Source organism: Thermoactinomyces sp. CICC 10522, assembly GCF_016055075.1.
Lineage (GTDB): Bacteria > Bacillota > Bacilli > Thermoactinomycetales > Thermoactinomycetaceae > Thermoactinomyces_A > Thermoactinomyces_A daqus.
On the sequence record NZ_JAECVY010000011.1, the window covers coordinates 23,258 to 41,175 of the forward strand.

Below are 17,918 nucleotides of genomic sequence, written 5' to 3' on the forward strand. Positions count from 1 at the left end.
ACGGCCGGCTTGTTCCATGCCCGGCGGAATGCTCCCCGCCACCGCCAATCGCCCCGGGACACCCCCTGTCGCTCCCCTCTTTCACCTAGGCATTTCCCCAAAAGCGCGTTACAATGAAAGAGACATTTTCTAGGAGGAGGATGGTTCCTTGAATATACAACGTTCAGAAGAGCTTTACCAAAAAGCGCTAGACGTGATCGTGGGCGGCGTCAACAGCCCTTCCCGCTCCTTCCGGGCTGTTGGAAACGGAACGCCCATTTTTATGAAAAAAGCACAAGGCCCGTACTTCTGGGATGAAGACGGCAACCGATATATTGATTATCTGGCGGCATTCGGCCCGATCATCCTGGGGCATGCCCATCCGGTTGTCACCGCCGCCATCATCGAACAGGCAACCAATGGTGTTCTGTACGGAACGCCGACAGAAAAAGAGGTTCTGTTTGCGGAAATGCTGCGCGATGCGATTCCGTCAATGGAACAGATCCGCTTTGTCAACAGCGGAACCGAAGCGGTGATGACGACGATCCGGCTGGCACGCGCCTACACCGGCCGCGATAAAATCCTCAAGTTCGCCGGATGTTACCACGGACATTCCGATCTGGTGCTGGTTGCCGCGGGATCAGGCCCTTCCACTCTGGGAACCCCGGACAGCGCCGGCATTCCCAACAGTATCGCCAGCGAAGTGATCACCATCCCCTTCAACGATCTCGATGCTTTCGCAGAAGCAATGGAGCACTGGGGCGATCAACTGGCTGCAGTCCTGGTGGAGCCGCTTGTCGGCAACTTCGGCATCGTGCCGCCCAAACCCGGCTTCTTGCAAACCGTTAAAGAACGGGCGCATCAGGCGGGTGCGCTGGTCATTTTTGACGAGGTGATCACCGGTTTCCGCTTTCATTACGGCGGCGTACAAACATTATATGATGTCGAACCCGACTTAACCGCCCTCGGAAAAATCATCGGCGGCGGTCTGCCCATCGGAGCATACGGAGGTTCCCGCAAAATCATGGAGAAAGTGTCGCCGACGGGACCGATGTACCAGGCGGGAACCATGGCCGGAAATCCTCTGTCAATCTCAGCCGGTATCGCTTGCATCAAACAACTGTCACAACCCGGTACATACGAACGGTTGGAGCAAATGGGGAAAACTTTGAGCGATGAGATCATCCGCCTGGCCGGCAAATACGGAAACTCCGTTACGGTGAACCGGGTTGGCGGCGCCTTTACCGTATACTTTACTGACAAAACGGTTGAAGACTATGAAGGGGCAAAAGCTGCCGACGGCGAGCAATTCGCCCAATTTTTCCGTCTCATGCTGGAGGAGGGAGTCTATCTGGCCCCATCCAAATATGAAGCCTGGTTTTTAACAACTGCCCATTCGGAAGAGGATATTCAATTCACCATCAGAGCAGTGGAACGGGCATTTCGCCAAATGAAGCCGTAACAGACCGCACAGCTTGAAAACAACTGCCGGGAGTGATCCGCATGGAAGAAGCAACAACCTTATACGAAAAAATCGGAGGAGCCGACCGGGTACGCGCGCTGGTTGAGGCCTTTTATCCCCGCGTCCAGGCTCATCCGCTGTTAAAGCCGATCTTTCCCGAAGACATCCGTCCCGTCATGGAAAAACAGTATCTCTTCCTGACGCAATTTTTGGGTGGCCCTCCTCTCTATACCGAAAAATACGGCCATCCAATGCTCAGGGCACGGCATCTGCCTTTTCCGATCACGCCGGCACGCGCGGAAGCCTGGCTCGATTGCATGAGCCGTGCCATGGACGAAGTGGGGATTACGGGTCAGGAGCGCGAGCTCTTTTTCGGCCGCCTGGTCATCGCCGCCCATCATATGGTGAATCAAGAGGATGACTGAACGATATCAAAAACTCCCGGCCTCGATCACAAGCCGGGAGTTTCCATTTTGCCTCAGTCCAGGAAGCTTTCAATCATGTAGAGAATCTGTTCAAACCACGAACGCTTCGGGCTCGCCTTTTTTTCCGGAACGGGTTCGCCCGGCTTCTTTCGCCATTTTTCTTTCTCCGCGCCCAGGTTTTGAAAACCGATCAATTCCTCACAAGCCCATCCATCCCGGTCGGCATCCAGCGTATTCTGGGAATGCCGGAGATAATAGCGTTGGGCATCTTCCCAGCGGTCAAACGAATAACAGCCGATTTCCTTCGCCTGCACCGCATGAAAACCGGGAATTGTCAAAAACAGCAAGAGCAGAGCCAAAACAAAACCGATTTTCCTTTCCACTTTACACCAACTCTCTAAATAAAAAATTTTTAAATATACACAAAATCATCTCAATATGATAAGATTATTTCTAACCATCATCTTTAATACCCTAAAGGTAAAAAGCTACACTCCCCCCTGTTTACGATCATATCAAAAAATTAATACTCCCCTTAAAAAAACAAAATCCCAATAAAAGGAAATAAATGAATAAAAATTCATGATCATTTAAGAAAACGCTTACAGCAAAACTGCCACTTCCCGTTATTATCAAAGGTTTACGCAATCGACATCCTGAGATCATTTTTGTATAAAAGATATTGGAAAATGAATAAAAATGGCATCTCATACTTGCTATGTCATAAATTTTCATGTTATTCTTTTATTGCAATACGATGTTATGTTTTCTGCCAAAGCAATTTTTTTAAAAAACCATAACTCCTCTATCCAAAATTTTCTGTCAGGGAAAGGGGAGACATTATCATATCGGAGGTGAGGAGGAGCGATGACCGTTCCTGTGAAAAGAAGAGCAGACTTAGGGCGCTTCCAAAACCTGACTGCCAATGAACATGACAGTTGTGGCATTGTTGCCGTGATCGAAAAAGATGGAACACCCAAACGTCAAAACATGCTGGATACCATCGCAGCCCTGATCAAGATGGAACATCGTTCCGGATTTATCAATGGAGAAGGGGACGGTTGCGGCATCCTGACCGATATTCCGCGTGACCTTTGGGCGAGGGAATCTTCCCGCCAGAGCAAACTCCCCTCATCCATCGTACATGAACCTCGCTTTGCCGTTGCTCACATCTTTTTACCCAAACTCGGAAAACAAACCGATCATCATAAAAATGAAATCTTGCGTCTCCTCGCGCAGAACGGATTGCAAGTAGTGGCGCAAAAACTTGACCAGGTAAACAGCACCGTCCTGGGAAAAAACGGACTTCTGGATGAGCCTCATTTCTGGCAGTTGGCCGTGTTGGCGGAGAGTGATCAGAACTTGCCCCGCCGTTTATTCGACCTGGTCGTGGAAATTGAACAGAAATTTCCGGTGCAAGTCGCCTCCTTCAGCAATACGACGGTTGTTTACAAACTGATGGGCGCCGCCAGCCTTCTGCCCGACTACTTTGACGACCTCAACGACCCTGAATTCAAATCAGTCGTCACCATTGGCCACAACCGCTATTCAACCAACACTTTATCTAATTTTTTCCGTGTTCAACCTTTTTCCCTGCTCGGTCATAACGGAGAAATCAATACCATTCGCAAGCTCAGGGACGAGGCCAAAATGATCGGCGTTCCCCTTGATGATGACAGCAGTGATTCGCAGGATCTGAACCGCTTGCTCGAGACGCTGATCCATCATTACGGGTTTAGTCTGTTTGAAGCCATTGAAATGGTTTTCCCGCCCATTTTGCATGAATTAAAGCACCTGCCATCCGAGTTGAAAGATTTATACACTTACTACAGGCAAACGTGGGGACCTTTCGCCCAAGGGCCGGCCGGCATTGTTTCCCGCTACGGGGATGAATGTGCCTTCAGCGTTGATGCGCTCGGCCTGAGACCCCTTTGGCTGGTGGAAAACGATCGCGTCCTGTTCTTCAGTTCCGAACAGGGAATTATCCCCGCCAGAGAAATGGTCAGTGAACCGAAGCCGCTCGCACCCGGAGAAACGGTCGGGGTCCGGCTTGCTCCCAAGGTGAAGGTGCTGCAGCATCACGAACTGCAACAGATTGTGCTTCAACGGGCGAAGAAGCGTGCAGATTTCAGCGGTTTTCAATCCTACCTGTCCACACCGACGGGAAAAGGCAAGCCCGATACAATCATCCCTCCGGCCACAAACCAAGCATATGCGGCGTTTGGCTGGGAACGTGAACAAATTCAACTGGTGGAGCAGATGGCCGATACCGGGGTTGATCCGATTCGCTCCCTGGGACATGACGGCCCGCTGGCGGCTCTTGCCAAGGTGAGACAAAACATTCCCGACTATATCAAAGAGAGTGTCGCTGTCGTCACCAACCCGGCAATTGACCGCGAACGGGAAATGGAGCATTTCTCCACCCGCGTCATTATCGGCCCGCGCCCTTCGCTCTCCTCGACTCAAACGGAAGCTGTCCGAGTGGAGCTCCCCTCACCGATCCTCGTGGAAGGTGCGCAAGCCGGTGAAGTTTGCCTCGATTCGGCTACACTCTCATTCGAGGAACTGATCGAACGATTTGAGCAAACCGGATCAGTCACCCGTCTTTCCCTTTCCTATCAGCGGAAAACAGGAATAAAACAAGCATTGGAACAATTGGGGAAAGATGCGATCCAAGCCGTAAAAGAAGGAGCGAACCTCCTTTTGCTCGATGATAACGGCTGCCATCAGGGTGACAACTTGTTCCTGGACCCGCATTTGGGCATCTCGACAGTGGATCAGGCGTTAAAACGGGAAACGGGGCCGGACGGGCAAAACCTCCGCCGTCAGGCAAGCATTGTCGTCCGTTCCGCGGCCATGCGCAACCTGCATGACTTGGCTGTCGCTATCGGATTGGGAGCAGATGCCGTCTCGCCATATCTCATGTTTGCCACAATCGCCGAAAAAGAGGAAAAATCAGCCCTGAAACTCTTTCAGGCAATTAACAAAGGCTTGGAAAAAATCATCTCCACCATCGGAATTCATGAACTGCGCGGTTACGCCCGCCTGTTCTCCTCCATCGGTTTAAGCCCCGAAGTGGCGGACACACTCGGCATCGTCAATTATTGCGGCTCTGACCAGGCTGGTCTCCACTGGCGTGATATGGAGAAGGATGCAGAGGAGAGACAAACCGATTTCCATAGCGACAAAGCCAAACCAGCCCGCCTCTTCCACCTCTGGCCGCGCATCTGGAAATCGATCGGTCAATTGGCCGGCGGTTCGATCCAATATGACGAATTTGCGCAAAAATTAAATGACCTGGAAAAAGAGAACCCTGTCTCTCTGCGCCATGTGGCCGATTTGCGGCAAAGCGGAGACCAGGGGATCAATCCCGCAGAAGTGGATATCCGCGTTGGAGATCACGACTTGCCGTTTGTGATCAGCTCGATGTCGTTCGGTTCCCAGAACGAGGTGGCTTTCCGCGCATATGCCGAAGCGGCAGACCGCTTAAACATGATCAGCCTGAACGGCGAAGGCGGCGAAATCAAAGATATGCTCGGCAAATATCCGAAAACGCGCGGTCATCAGATCGCATCCGGGCGATTTGGCGTCAATGTCGAACTGGCGAACTCGGCCAACATTTTGGAAATCAAGATCGGCCAGGGGGCAAAACCCGGGGAAGGCGGCCACCTGCCCGGCAAAAAGGTCTCGGCCAAAGTGGCAGCGGCCCGCAACGCCACACCCGGCAGCGACCTGATTTCGCCCTCCAATAACCACGATATTTACTCAATCGAAGATTTGGCGCAAATCATCACCGAATTAAAAACCGCCAACCGCCAGGCAAAAGTGATCGTCAAAGTGCCGGTCGTGCCCAATATCGGAACGATTGCCGTGGGCATTGCCAAAGCGGGCGCCGACATTATCACCCTGAGCGGATTTGATGGCGGAACCGGGGCTGCCCGGATTCATGCGTTGCAACACGTGGGTCTTCCGGCGGAAATCGGCATTAAGGCCGCACATAATGCGTTGATCGAGGCAGGCATTCGCGATCAGGTCGAATTGTGGGCCGACGGCGGAATGCGCAGCGCGCTCGACGCGGTGAAACTGATGCTCCTCGGTGCAAACCGGATTGGTTTCGGTACCCTGGCCATGCTCGCCATCGGGTGTACCACCTGTCGCGGCTGTCACTTGGACACCTGCCATGTCGGGATCGCCACGCAAATCGAAACACCGGAAGAAGCGGAAGAACACGGACTTCGCCGGTTTGTACCCCGGGACTTCGATTTGGCCGTCGCCGGACTGATGACCTTGTTCACAGCATTTGGCGAAGAAGTGAAACGGCTCACCGCGCAGCTTGGCTTTAAACGTGCCCAGGATCTCGTGGGCCGGTCCGATCTCCTGGAGCAGGTGAGAGAGCAGGATAAACTCGATCTGACTGAGCTATTGCGCCTCAGTTCAGAATGGACCAATATTGGGGTGAAGGAAAAAACGGAAACACCGGCTCTCGTTGCCGCGGGAGCATCGCTGGTGATGTCCGAATCTGCCGTTTCGGCAACCCAGGAATATTCGCACACGTTTGCCGGCATTCACAGCGCTCACCGGGTGTTGCTCTCAGATCTTTCCGGAACCCGGGTCCGCAACCGGCTGGATGGCAGCTATCATTCCCTGCCGAAGTGGAGTTTCTCCTTTACGGACGGCTCAGTTCCCGGGAACGGATTTGCCGCCTTCCACGCCGACGGCATTTCGGCAACCGTTCATGGCGGAGCGCAGGACGGTGTCGGGAAAACAGCCTTCGGCGGCAAGGTCGCCATTCTCAAAACACGCAACCGGAACGGCATTTATGTAAACGGCTCTGTGGGAAAAAGCTTCTGCTACGGCGCGCAAAAAGGGTTGTTTATCGTTCAGGGCAACGCGGACTCCCGTGCAGGCATTCGCCTCTCCGGCGCCGACATCATCATTGCCGGTGACATCAAGGAGCCGTTGCGGGATGAACTCGGCATGATCGGAAATCGCGCCAATATCAAAGGATTTGCTTTTGAATATATGACGGATGGACGTGCAGTGGTTCTCGGGGACCCGGGACCGTGGATCTGTTCGGGCATGACGGGCGGTGTCGTTTACCAGCGGCTGCAACCGGAACTGGGTCTGGATGAAGCCGCCGTCATGCGCCGGATCGCCAAAGCGGCCAAAGTGGCGATGGAACCGCTGAGCGAAAAAGGGGTGAGAGATCTGCAAGAATTACTGGGCCTTTACCACACGGAGCTCATCCTTTCCGAACAGTGGGATGAAGCGCAAAAAGTCGAAGACTTGCTCAAGGATCTCGACCGCCATTTCATCCAAATTATCCCGCAAAAACAACAGGCGGACCCATCCATCTCCACCGAATAAACCAATCATTCAATTCATCCTCCCCGGGATCGGGGGGGATTTTTTTCAGCACCATTTTTGATTTATCTGCTTTTCCCGCCGGATTTCCCGCATTTTTCACATCAATAGACAAAAGTTATTTGTAACATTAGCGAAATATATCATTTTTTTGAAGGAAGGAAAAGGAATATGCAGAATATTTCATACCCAACTGAGGATTTGGTGTGAACTGAAAGGTGGGTATCTGATGTTTAAAAGTTTTACCCCTCCCTATCGGGATCAAAAAAGAAAAAAGATCGCCAGCAGCATTGCCGTGCTTGAAAAAATACCGCTCGGCGGAATCAGTCAGTCCGTCCTGATTCGCAGCCGCGATACCAAACACCCCCTCCTGCTCTTTATCCACGGAGGTCCGGGCCACGCGCAAATCGGTTTTGCCCGGCATTATCAAGAGGAGCTGGAAAAGCATTTTATCGTCGTCAACTGGGATCAGCGCGGAAGCGGCAAATCCTATTCAAAACGGCTCGATCCGGCTTCACTGACCATCGAACAGCTCGTTGCCGATGCACACGAACTCATCATTTATCTCTTAAAGCGATTCGGACAGAAAAAACTGTTTTTGGCCGGACACTCATGGGGAAGCATCGTCGCCGCTCTCGTCGCCAAGCAATACCCGGAACTGATTCACGCCTATATCGGGATCGGGCAAATGACTGATGTCGAACACGGAGAAATGATTTCCTACCAAATGGTCCTGATTTACGCGCGCCAAAATGAAAAATTCTTTGCCGTCCGCGCGCTAAACCGGATCGGCTATCCACCGTATCGCCGGATTCGGGATCTGTTGGTGCAGCGCAAATGGCTGTCCAAATTCGGTGGGGATGTACGCAAAGGAAGCCTGTTCAGCTTTCTCAGGCGCGGACTGTTCTCGCGAGAATACACCCTGGCCGACTGGTGGCGCTTTTTTCAGGGAACACGCTTTACGATGAAACATCTCGGTCCGAAAATCATGCAAATGAACCTGTTTAACGAGATTTCCGAGCTCAAGGTGCCCGCTTATTTTTGCGTCGGCCGGTATGATTACCTCTCTCCGTTTGAACTGCAGGAAAAATTCTGCGAGCAGTTGAAAGCACCCAAAAAAGACCTTATCTGGTTTGAAAACTCAGCTCATTGCCCTCATTTTGAAGAACCTTCATCCTTTTTGGTCGTCCTCTTGCGCATCAAAGAAGAGACCGCCATTCTGAAGCGGCAAACTCTCTCCCACACTCTCAATTTAAAAGGCGCTTTGCTTCAATAGAGCAATGTCGCCTTTTTTCGTCCGGTTTCCCTGTCGATCCAACAACTGTAATCGTAATACTCACCGCAATATGGGCAACCTCCCCTTACTCGATGGTTTGGTTACGGTGCAGGCAACAATCCGCCAATCTCTTCCATCACCCCATTCGAATCATCAAAATAAAAAACGAATCACAACGATCCGCAGCAATCGGGATTTTCTGTTCAGTTGCTCCCCGTATGGTGAATGGCTTGATAATGTTCAATGATATAAGGGTAAATAAGTTTAAATAACAAAGTCCCCAAAAAACTTCCTAAAGTATTTAAAATAATATCATCAACATCGAAACTCCTGTACTTATAGTTGATTAACAGAGAGACAAAAATCTGTAACAACTCAATGGATAGACTAACCAAAAAACCGATAAAGACTGCTCTTGTAACAGATTGTTTTATTTTCTTCGAAATAAATGGGAGAATCACTCCAAGAGGCATTAACATAACTAAATTGCCTAAAATCTGCTTAATCGCGATGGTTGGCGATACTGCCTGTGTAGCGGTAGTATAAATGCTAAAAAAGGGAATATAATTATCTTTCTCCGGATACATACGAACCAACGGATCTGAATTATCAAAAGGAATAGGCAGAAGAGTAACACCTATCAAGCAAACAATATATACACCCAAAATGATTTCAAAAGGACTTTTTGCCAATTAAAAAATTTTCTTTTTATTATGTAATAAGGTAATCGAACCAGGAAAAATAGAAGTCCTAAAATTAACCCTATAAAGATATTAAAGCTAATCATCGTAAACCTCCCAACACATGAATAGTTTCGGCCCATATCTTCAGTCACCGTTTCGACTGCTCCAACACCATCCTGAGGTTATTGCACAACAAAAAAGTAATCACCGGATTCCACCCTTGGCCGTTCTTGCAATATCTCCCACCTTGCAAGTGGGTCATTGATTGAATGCCTCACCAAGCGGTATAAGCCAAAGTGTTTTCCCGATCCATTGCAATCCTCCTTTTCAATCCACAGAGGATGATTCAACAAGAACGAGCTTTGTTACCCCAACTCGATTACCGTGATCTCCGGACGGCAAGCAAACCGGAACGGCAAGATGGTTGTCCCGATGCCGCGATTTGTATAGAGGGTAAGCCGCTCATTGATTTGATATAACCCGGAAGAAAACTTCCTGGACAGTGGCGGGGTAAACAGCGGGCCGAAAAATGGCAGGTTAATCTGACCGCCATGGCTGTGACCGGATAATTGCAAATCGACCGGATCAGAGGAGATAACCTTGGCAAAATCCGGTTCATGGACCAGCATCAAATGAAAAAGATCGGGATCAAATCGGGCATCGTTAAAAACTTTTGAGTGATCCGGTTTCCCGTTCAGCAAATCGTCAAGGCCAGAAACAGAAATAACATCATTCCCTTTTTTCACGAGCGTCCATTCGTTGATCAACAAGCGAAAACCGGCACTGGTCAAGCAGTCCTTCACCAAAGCCGTATCACCCCAATAATCATGATTGCCCAGGATGGCGAACTTTCCATAAGGAGCGTCGATTTGTTTCAACAGATCGGATACCTTTATCGCCTCACCGCGGGAGAAGCGGCGGTCGATTAAGTCCCCCGTAAAACAGAAGAGATCGGGATGAAGAGACCGCACTTGGTCCACAAGCGTTTGCAACTGCTCCGGACCATAAAAAAATCCAAAGTGAAGGTCGCTGATTTGCACAATCTTCATACCCTTGAAAGAAACAGGAAGTCTCGGGGATGAAATGCGAATCCGATTGATCTCGAGCTGATTTTTTTCCACAAAAAATGAATAACCGGTCAGTCCCAATACGAAAAGCCCTGCTGCCGCAAGAATCCCCTTTTTGAGGAAATTTCTGCGGGTGAGCTTTTTTTCTGCATTTATTCGCGTTACCGGCAACTCTTCTTCACCTCTAATCCCCTTTCCAGCAGCGAATGATAAACATGGATCTTGCTCCACATCCCCACCCGGTACTTGGTTCGAACTCACACTCTTCCGGATGTCTCCGGGACATTTTCAGTATAATAAAAATACCATTGGGAATTTTCATTTTATAAAAATAAAGTGAAGGGATGGGATAGCGGATATATGGATGCAGTAGTCGAAAATATGAAAAGCCCCGAAGAACGTGAAAAAAATGCAAGGATCGGTTTCCGCCTTTTTTGGATCGCCATCGCCTTCTTCATTACCGGCATTTTGCTTTTAATCTTTTTCGGTTGATCTCCCCTCCTTTATCAGCTGCACGTCAGCGGATTGGTAAATATGGGTTCACGAAACATAAATTTTATGAGAAAATAAAAATGAGTGATTGTAAGACTAACCCCTTTTTGTCTTATTCCTCCTATGAGGAAGGGAACACGGTTCCCACCAGTCCGCATTGGAGAGGATGATTTCATTGAAACGAGACCAAATCTTGAATAGCGAAGATTTACTCCTCCCTGCCAAAAAAACGGCTCCTTGCTCGATCTGCGGCAAGGAAGCGCATTATGTAGAGGTTAGCTTTGAATCTCCCATCTGTTCCAAAGAGTGTGCCAAACAGATGTGGAAGTTATATGTTGATACACAAATTTCTCGCAAATATAAAACAATTGACTTTTATACGGCCGATTAACGATGACGCACAGCCCCTCCGCATTGGCTGTGCGTCGTTCTATGATTTGCCGGGACTCAATCTCTCTTTCCCTCCACCGTCAACGGTCCCGTTTTGATCTCCCTCAATCGCAACGAATCTTTGATTTGCTCGGCCTGGTCGACAAAAAGCACTTCGGGCAAAATCACATGCCTCTTCAGATCGACCGGCATCATTACAAATCCATCCTTGTATGTATCCACCACCACATACGGTGAGGAGCCCTGTGTCACCAGGTATTCCGTCTGGTTGGAGGCGATAATGTAACCGCTCGCCCTGGAGACGGAAATGACAATCATCACCAGTGCCAATCCTGTCAGCAGCCAATTTTGTCTCATGGCAAAGAACAACAGGAGTGCCGTAAGCAGAACATATACAAGGAAAAAGAAAAAAATTTCCCAAAGCGATTGCTTGAATTGATAATCCAGCTTCAGCCCGAGTAACAAACCGATGGAGAAGGGGAGAATCACCGGCAAAACAAATTTGCCGTAGCGCATCGCATAAGGCCGCTGCAAAAACATGGCCAGTACCAGAATGACAAAAACAATCGAAGCGACAGCCAAAATGACGGTGTTCAAACTGACATCCGCATAGAGTGAGGGGAGCCCGTAATATTCTTTATAACTCACATCCGAAAGATAAGCGGCAAAATAGCCCAAGCCGGTAACTCCCCCCAATAAAATTCCATCGGAAAAGGGCATTTTCTTGATCATTTTTTCTGTGGCAGATATCTTTTTTCCCTGATCAGTTACCGCTGTCAACAAAGAGAGGATTTTTCCTGTACCGTTGAAGTTTCGCTCTGTGTTGTTGCTGTCCACTGGAAACAAAATCCCCCTTCATTCCGGCATGGAGTCAAAAAGGCCCCGATCCGTTCAGACAACAGGCTGGATGTCCATCCCTTTAAAAACCCCAATAAGCCCGGAACAAATCCGTTGTCGTATTTGCCGGGTAGATGACAAACAGGATCAGATAGGTTGTGATCGCGGTAATCGCCCCAACAAACCAGATCCGTGCCGTCCAGCGGCCGAACGCACGGTGACGGTCAAAACGCTTTTTATAGGCGAAATAAAGTGTAATTACCGCCAAGATCGGAGCGATTGAAGTCACCGTGATGTGGAAGGTAAGAAAAGCCGTGTAATACGGCAACAGATAATGAGGTCCGCCAAATGGCACGTTTCCGAGAAACATCGTCCGGTACATATAAAGGGCGAAAAAGCCCGCCGCGAAGATTACGGAGGCAATCATCAGACGGCGATGCACCTTGACGCTGCCCCGTCGGATCATCACCCATCCGATCGCCATCAGAATGGCGCTGATCGTGGTACACGATGTACTGACCAGCGCAATCACACTTCCTTGCACAAAGCATAACCTCCTTACAAAAAACCGTTCATTTTTTCGGCTCAACCCGGGATGCAATTCTCCGGCATGGTGCCCGCTGACCGACCACTTTCTCAGAAAAAATGCCCTCCGGCCTGTCGCTGGCAGAGGGCATTTTTTCTTACATCAAAATAATTCCTACCGCAGAAATTACCGCAATCACAATTCCCAGCATGATAAAGATCGCATAGTAAGCCGATCCTTTCTGTCCAAGATGCATGAAGGTGAACAGCTGCAGGAAAACCTGAATGACGGCAAACACGAGAATCAGCGGCAGAATAAGATGTTCGGCAACGACAGAGCCCGATTTGATCACCACATAAAAAGCTGCCGCCGTCAGTATAATCATGATCAGAAAAGAAATCAAGTGTTTGACCGCGCTTTCCGGCTTAGGTGATACGGCGTGATTATCGGAATGTTGGTTTTCTGTCACCGCTTACCCCACCTTTCCGAGAAGATACACGAGCGTGAAAATGAAGACCCAAACAACATCGATAAAGTGCCAATACAGACTGGCCACAAACAGTTTGGGAGCCATTTCCTCCGTGATGCCCCGTCCGGCAGCTTGCAACATCAGTGTGGAAATCCAAATAATCCCGAAAGTTACGTGCGCTCCGTGCGTGCCCACAAGAGCGTAGAAGGAAGAGCCAAAGGCACTGCTCGTAAAAGTATGCCCTTCATGCACATAATGAATAAACTCGTTGATCTCCAAAATGAGGAAGGCGAGTCCCAACAAAACGGTTACTGCCAGCCAGAACATCATTACCTTCTTTTTCAGTTGGTTCATCGCCAGAATGGCCAGTACGCTGGTCAGGCTGCTGGTGAGAAGGAAAGCCGTGGCCAAACCGACCAATTTCAAATCGAACAGTTCATGTCCGGATGGACCGCCCATCGTTTGATGCCGCAAAGCCAGATAGGTACCAAACAGACAGGCGAAAAGAACGGTTTCTGCCCCAAGGAACAACCAAAATCCAAGAACTTTATTTCTGCCCTCAAATGTGGCCGTCTCCAGATGGTTCGGCATATGGGGACTTCTGCTTGCTTCCGTATGTGTTGCCATTATGCCTGAACCCCCTTATTCGTTTCTTCAATCTCATCCGGTTCAATGTGGTAACCATGATCACGATCAAATGAACGCAAGAACAGGCAAACGATTACCAGCACCAACCCGATTATTGCACCGACGAAATTGCCGCGGAAGATGAACCCGAAACCGGCGATGAAAAATCCGAGCGCCATCAGGATGGGAATGAAGGATGAAGATGGCATATGAATCGAGCCGAGCGGTTCAGCAGGAGGCAAACTTTTGTTTCCTGCCTGTTTTTCCATCCACCAGGCATCATACCCGCGCACCAACGGCAATTGGGCAAAGTTGTAAACCGGCGGAGGTGACGAAATCGCCCATTCCAGCGTACGCCCGTCCCACGGATCGGCCGGAGCAGGAGCCGCTTTTTTGAACGACCAGTAGATGTTGTACAAGAAAGCGATCGTTCCGATGGCCATTCCCACTACCCCGATAGTACTGATCAGGTTGAGACTGTCCAGCCCCATGCCCGGCTGGTAGGTGAAGACGCGTCGCGGCATTCCGAACAGTCCCAGGAAGTGCTGCGGAAAGAAAGTGAGGTGAAACCCGATCAGGAATGTCCAGAAATGGATTTTTCCGATGGTCTCATTCAGCATCTTGCCGAACATTTTCGGCCACCAGTAGTAAGCTCCGGCAAACAATCCCATCACGGTACCGCCAACAAGTACGTAGTGGAAGTGGGCCACGACGAAGTAGCTGTCCTGGTACTGGAAGTCAGCCGGCGGAGCAGCAAGCATCACCCCGGTCATCCCCCCCATCACAAAGGTCGGGATAAACCCGATGGCAAACAGCATCGCTGTCGTGAAGCGAATTTCGCCGCCCCACATGGTAAAGAGCCAGTTGAACACCTTGATCCCGGTAGGCACTGCAATGGCCATTGTCGCCACCGCAAAGATAGAGTTCGACACCGGTCCAAGTCCAACGGTAAACATGTGGTGCACCCAAACCATGAAGGAAAGGAATGCGATCAAAACGGTCGCAAACACCATCGAAGTGTAACCGAACAGGCGCTTACGCGAAAATGTGCTGATTACTTCGGACATCACCCCGAAGGCCGGCAAAATCACGATGTACACTTCCGGATGGCCGAAGATCCAGAACAAGTGCTCCCAGATTACAGCGCTTCCACCCATGGTGTAATCAAAGAAATGCGAACCGAACAAACGGTCAAACATGAGCAGCAGAAGAGCGACTGTCAAGGGAGGAAAAGCAAACAGGATGATGGTTGATGTAACAAAGCTGGTCCATGTGAACATCGGCATCCGCAGAAAAGTCATGCCCGGAGCACGCAAATTGATGATTGTGGCCATGAAGTTCAGACCACCGATCAAGGTTCCGATCCCGGCAATCTGCAAGCCGAGCACATAGAAATCGACACCCGGTCCGGGACTGTAATTGTTCAAAGCGAGCGAAGTATAAGAAGTCCAGCCAGCGTCCGGCGCACCGCCGAAAATCCAGGAGAGATTCATTAAAAGCCCGCCGGCGAAGAAAAGCCAGAACCCGAGCGCGTTGACAAAGGGAAAAGCGACGTCCCGCGCACCGATCTGCAGGGGAACGACCGCATTCATCAGACCAAAGATCATCGGCATCGCCGCCATGAAGATCATGGTCGTTCCATGCATGGTCAGCAATTCGTTAAACGTATCCCCGACAAACAGGTCGTTGTGGGGAACCACCAATTGCAACCGCATAAACAGCGCTTCGATTCCGCCGACCAGGAAGAAGAAGAAACCCGACAGAAAGTATAAAATCCCAATCTTCTTATGGTCCACCGTGGTGAGCCAATCCCATACTTTGCTATTTTTTACGCGTTCCAAGAAGGTTTTGTTATACCCCCCGGTAAGGATCGCCGTAAGAAACAGCGCAAATACGATCAGCACTATCAGCGTCCCCATGGTGTTCCCTCCTTCTTTCTACTTTTGATAGATTAATAGTTTTGTGAGATGAGTAGAGATTGCGAAATTTCCCGCCCAAAAAAAACGGTTACTTTCGACTCATCAAGTAATCGGTCAATGCCTGAATTTCATCCGGTTGCAAGTAATTGATTTTCGGCATCAAGGCTCCCGGCTTAACTGCTTGCGGATTATGAAGCCATTGTTTCAAATGCTGTTCATCATGAGGCAAAACGCCTGCAATTGTTGTGCGCGTCCCGAACTTGTTCAAATCCGGGCCTTGGACATTTGGATTGATTCCAGCATGGCAGCCCATGCAGTTTTGCTGGAAAAGCTGTTCCCCTTTTTTCTCGCTTGCCGTTGTCACGGGAGCTGGAGGGGCTTTCATTTCTGCGACCCATTTATTGAAGTCGGCATCATTCGAAGCGATCACCTTGAAATCCATCAAAGCATGGCCGGCACCGCACAATTCAGCGCATTTCCCCTGATAGACACCAGGTTTGTCGGCATCCAGAGTCATATGGTTGACGCGGCCGGGGACTACGTCTGTTTTCCCTTGGAGTGATGGTACCCAGAAAGAGTGCAAGACGTCTTTCCCGTGGATTTCCAGATCAACTTTTCTGCCGACAGGAATATGTAACTCTTGCGCCGTTTTAATTCCCAGGTCCGGATACTCGAATTCCCACCAATATTGGTGACCTGTGACCACAACGCGAATCGCATCCTTTGTTTTCGGCTTCTCGGAAAGATCAAAGGTAGTGCTTACCGTCGGAACCGCCAGAATCGCCAATAAGATAATCGGAATGACAGTCCATACAATTTCCAGTACGGTATTACCATGAACCTGTTCCGGCATGCGGTCAATGCCTTTCCGTTTCCGGTAGCGAATCAGCACATAAATGTAAATCGTCGTCACTACTGCAAAAACGGCAAGCATGAGAATGAAGCTCCAATTGATGAGATCCAATTGTTTCTCACCCGCTGATCCGTGCGGGTCGAGAACGTTCATTTCCACCTTGCTGTTGCTGCACCCTGACAGAGCGAGCGCAAGTAGTGCGAATACTGGCAAGACTCGCCACATACGTTGTCGACTCACCACGATCCAACCTCACTTTCTGTTAGCTTGATCCGGCCTCAAGAGCCCAAGGCCGGATCAATGATTTACAACAGTGCATCTCCAAATCTATATGAAGCTCTTATTAAGCACTGTATCCATTCTTACAGCATTTGAATCAGATCATAGATCGTAACATCTAAAACCATGGCAAACAGGATCGCCGTCAAATAGATCAGGGAGTAGAAAAACAGCTGCTTTGCCCATTTTTCGTGATCCTGCGTTTTGAAGCCTTTCCATGCCAAAGCAATATAGATTCCTCCCAGAATAAGAGCGAGAACCAGATAAATCCAGCCACACGCTCCCGTAAAGAAGAGCAACAGAGAAGAGAAAAACAACATAACCGTAAAGAACAGCGTTTGTTTCTTGGTCTCCGCGGCTCCCTTGACAACCGGCAACATGGGAATTCCAGCCGCACGGTAATCCTCCGCTTTGCGCATCGCCAACGCGAAGAAATGAGGAGGCTGCCACATAAACAGAATCAAAAACAGAGCCCAGGCATTTAAATCAATGTGCGAAGTAACAGCAACCCAACCGATCATCGGCGGAACTGCCCCGGAAAAACCGCCGACCACCGTGTTCAACGTGCTGGTTCTCTTCAGCCACATGCTGTAGATGACGACATAGACAAATGAACCGATAAAACCGAGAATCGCGGCTAGCAGATTGACTCCGAACGCAAGGATCAGGAGTCCCAGCACCGTCAGACTGATTCCGTACCAAAGCGCCACCGCCGGCTTGATCCTTCCCCCGGCCACCGGCCTTGTCTTGGTACGCTCCATCAAAGGGTCTATATCGCGGTCAATAAAGTTATTCAACGTACAGCTGCCGGCAATCACCAAAGCCGTTCCAAGCAACGTGATCAGAAGGGTTACCAATTGAAATGAGTGGATTCCTGCAGCCACCCAGTATCCGGCAAAAGTTGCAATCAAATTGCTTTTATTGATCCCTGGTTTGGTAATTTCGATATAATCACGCCAGGTAGCTTTAGATGCTGATTCAAATGGCTCCGTTTTGATGATGCGATCTGCAGCGGTTTGCTGAGATAATGGTTCCACCGCACAGACCTCCTTTCTAAGCCAAGAAACGCAGTGAAATAAAACTGTTTTCCCCACTTGGAAAACAGGTTATGGCTATACAGAAAGCGGGAAATATTTGATTATAACATGCAAAAAATGTAACAATCGTAGGTAGAATGCCCTATGATTTTACATTCCATTTCTCAAATATTGGAATCGAGAAATGTCAAAAGTCATGGTTTATATCATCACCATTTTAGATGATCAACAAC

At 49.5% G+C, this 17,918-nt stretch carries 15 protein-coding genes; 5 read left to right on the forward strand and 10 right to left on the reverse strand.

The features are described from left to right. Positions 1-148: 148 nt before the first annotated feature. Both I8U18_RS13520 and I8U18_RS13525 read left to right on the forward strand, forming a co-directional pair. Positions 149-1,441, forward strand: coding sequence for a glutamate-1-semialdehyde 2,1-aminomutase (locus I8U18_RS13520; protein ID WP_033101332.1), 1,293 nt, complete (start codon positions 149-151; stop codon positions 1,439-1,441). Positions 1,442-1,482: 41 nt separating this feature from the next. Continuing rightward, entirely contained in the window at positions 1,483-1,866 is a 384-nt protein-coding gene (locus I8U18_RS13525) for a globin domain-containing protein (RefSeq protein WP_033101333.1), read from the forward strand. A 53-nt stretch (positions 1,867-1,919) separates the two neighbouring features. Here I8U18_RS13525 and I8U18_RS13530 read toward each other — a convergent pair whose 3' ends face one another. Beyond that, complete coding sequence (locus I8U18_RS13530) at positions 1,920-2,249, reverse strand: hypothetical protein (protein WP_198059404.1); 330 nt, start codon at positions 2,247-2,249, stop codon at positions 1,920-1,922. Positions 2,250-2,733: 484 nt separating this feature from the next. On the opposite strand from I8U18_RS13530, the gene I8U18_RS13535 reads away from it, so the two are divergent. Continuing rightward, complete coding sequence (locus I8U18_RS13535; protein ID WP_198064840.1) at positions 2,734-7,233, forward strand: glutamate synthase-related protein; 4,500 nt, start codon at positions 2,734-2,736, stop codon at positions 7,231-7,233. A gap of 226 nt (positions 7,234-7,459) precedes the next feature. Continuing rightward, positions 7,460-8,506 (forward strand): alpha/beta fold hydrolase, encoded by a 1,047-nt coding sequence (locus I8U18_RS13540; protein WP_232331042.1) that lies wholly within the window; start codon positions 7,460-7,462, stop codon positions 8,504-8,506. A 203-nt stretch (positions 8,507-8,709) separates the two neighbouring features. Here I8U18_RS13540 and I8U18_RS13545 read toward each other — a convergent pair whose 3' ends face one another. Beyond that, complete coding sequence (locus I8U18_RS13545; protein ID WP_081943895.1) at positions 8,710-9,198, reverse strand: VanZ family protein; 489 nt, start codon at positions 9,196-9,198, stop codon at positions 8,710-8,712. Positions 9,199-9,554: 356 nt separating this feature from the next. After that, complete coding sequence (locus I8U18_RS13550; protein ID WP_198064841.1) at positions 9,555-10,427, reverse strand: metallophosphoesterase; 873 nt, start codon at positions 10,425-10,427, stop codon at positions 9,555-9,557. Between the two features lie 189 nt (positions 10,428-10,616). Between I8U18_RS13550 and I8U18_RS18020 the strand changes: the two genes are divergently transcribed. After that, positions 10,617-10,748 carry a hypothetical protein gene (locus I8U18_RS18020; protein ID WP_255518414.1) on the forward strand — a complete coding sequence of 44 codons (132 nt, stop codon included), beginning with the start codon at positions 10,617-10,619 and terminating at the stop codon, positions 10,746-10,748. A gap of 447 nt (positions 10,749-11,195) precedes the next feature. On the opposite strand, the gene I8U18_RS13555 is transcribed toward I8U18_RS18020, so the two are convergent. The 7 genes from I8U18_RS13555 to cyoE all read right to left on the reverse strand — a co-directional run bounded on the left by I8U18_RS13555 (position 11,196) and on the right by cyoE (position 17,685). Then, positions 11,196-11,975: a hypothetical protein gene (locus I8U18_RS13555; protein ID WP_198056421.1), complete on the reverse strand. Its 780-nt coding sequence runs from the start codon at positions 11,973-11,975 to the stop codon at positions 11,196-11,198. A gap of 82 nt (positions 11,976-12,057) precedes the next feature. Further along, positions 12,058-12,519, reverse strand: a complete 462-nt coding sequence (locus I8U18_RS13560; protein WP_370589397.1) for a DUF420 domain-containing protein — start codon at positions 12,517-12,519, stop codon at positions 12,058-12,060. A 139-nt stretch (positions 12,520-12,658) separates the two neighbouring features. Further along, a complete protein-coding gene (locus I8U18_RS13565; RefSeq protein ID WP_052154265.1) occupies positions 12,659-12,970 on the reverse strand; it encodes a cytochrome C oxidase subunit IV family protein in 312 nt (103 codons plus the stop codon). 3 nt (positions 12,971-12,973) lie between these two features. Then, positions 12,974-13,597, reverse strand: a complete 624-nt coding sequence (locus tag I8U18_RS13570; protein WP_033101338.1) for a cytochrome (ubi)quinol oxidase subunit III — start codon at positions 13,595-13,597, stop codon at positions 12,974-12,976. Beyond that, positions 13,597-15,516 carry a cytochrome c oxidase subunit I gene (gene ctaD / locus I8U18_RS13575; RefSeq protein ID WP_198056423.1) on the reverse strand — a complete coding sequence of 640 codons (1,920 nt, stop codon included), beginning with the start codon at positions 15,514-15,516 and terminating at the stop codon, positions 13,597-13,599. Before ctaD ends, I8U18_RS13570 begins: the two co-directional genes overlap by 1 nt. A gap of 88 nt (positions 15,517-15,604) precedes the next feature. Continuing rightward, the gene (gene coxB / locus I8U18_RS13580) at positions 15,605-16,609 is read right to left on the reverse strand and encodes a cytochrome c oxidase subunit II (RefSeq protein WP_235281675.1); all 1,005 of its coding nucleotides are present in this window, start codon (positions 16,607-16,609) and stop codon (positions 15,605-15,607) included. 122 nt (positions 16,610-16,731) lie between these two features. Continuing rightward, positions 16,732-17,685, reverse strand: a complete 954-nt coding sequence (gene cyoE, locus I8U18_RS13585; RefSeq protein WP_033101340.1) for a heme o synthase — start codon at positions 17,683-17,685, stop codon at positions 16,732-16,734. Between the last annotated feature and the right edge of the window lie 233 nt (positions 17,686-17,918).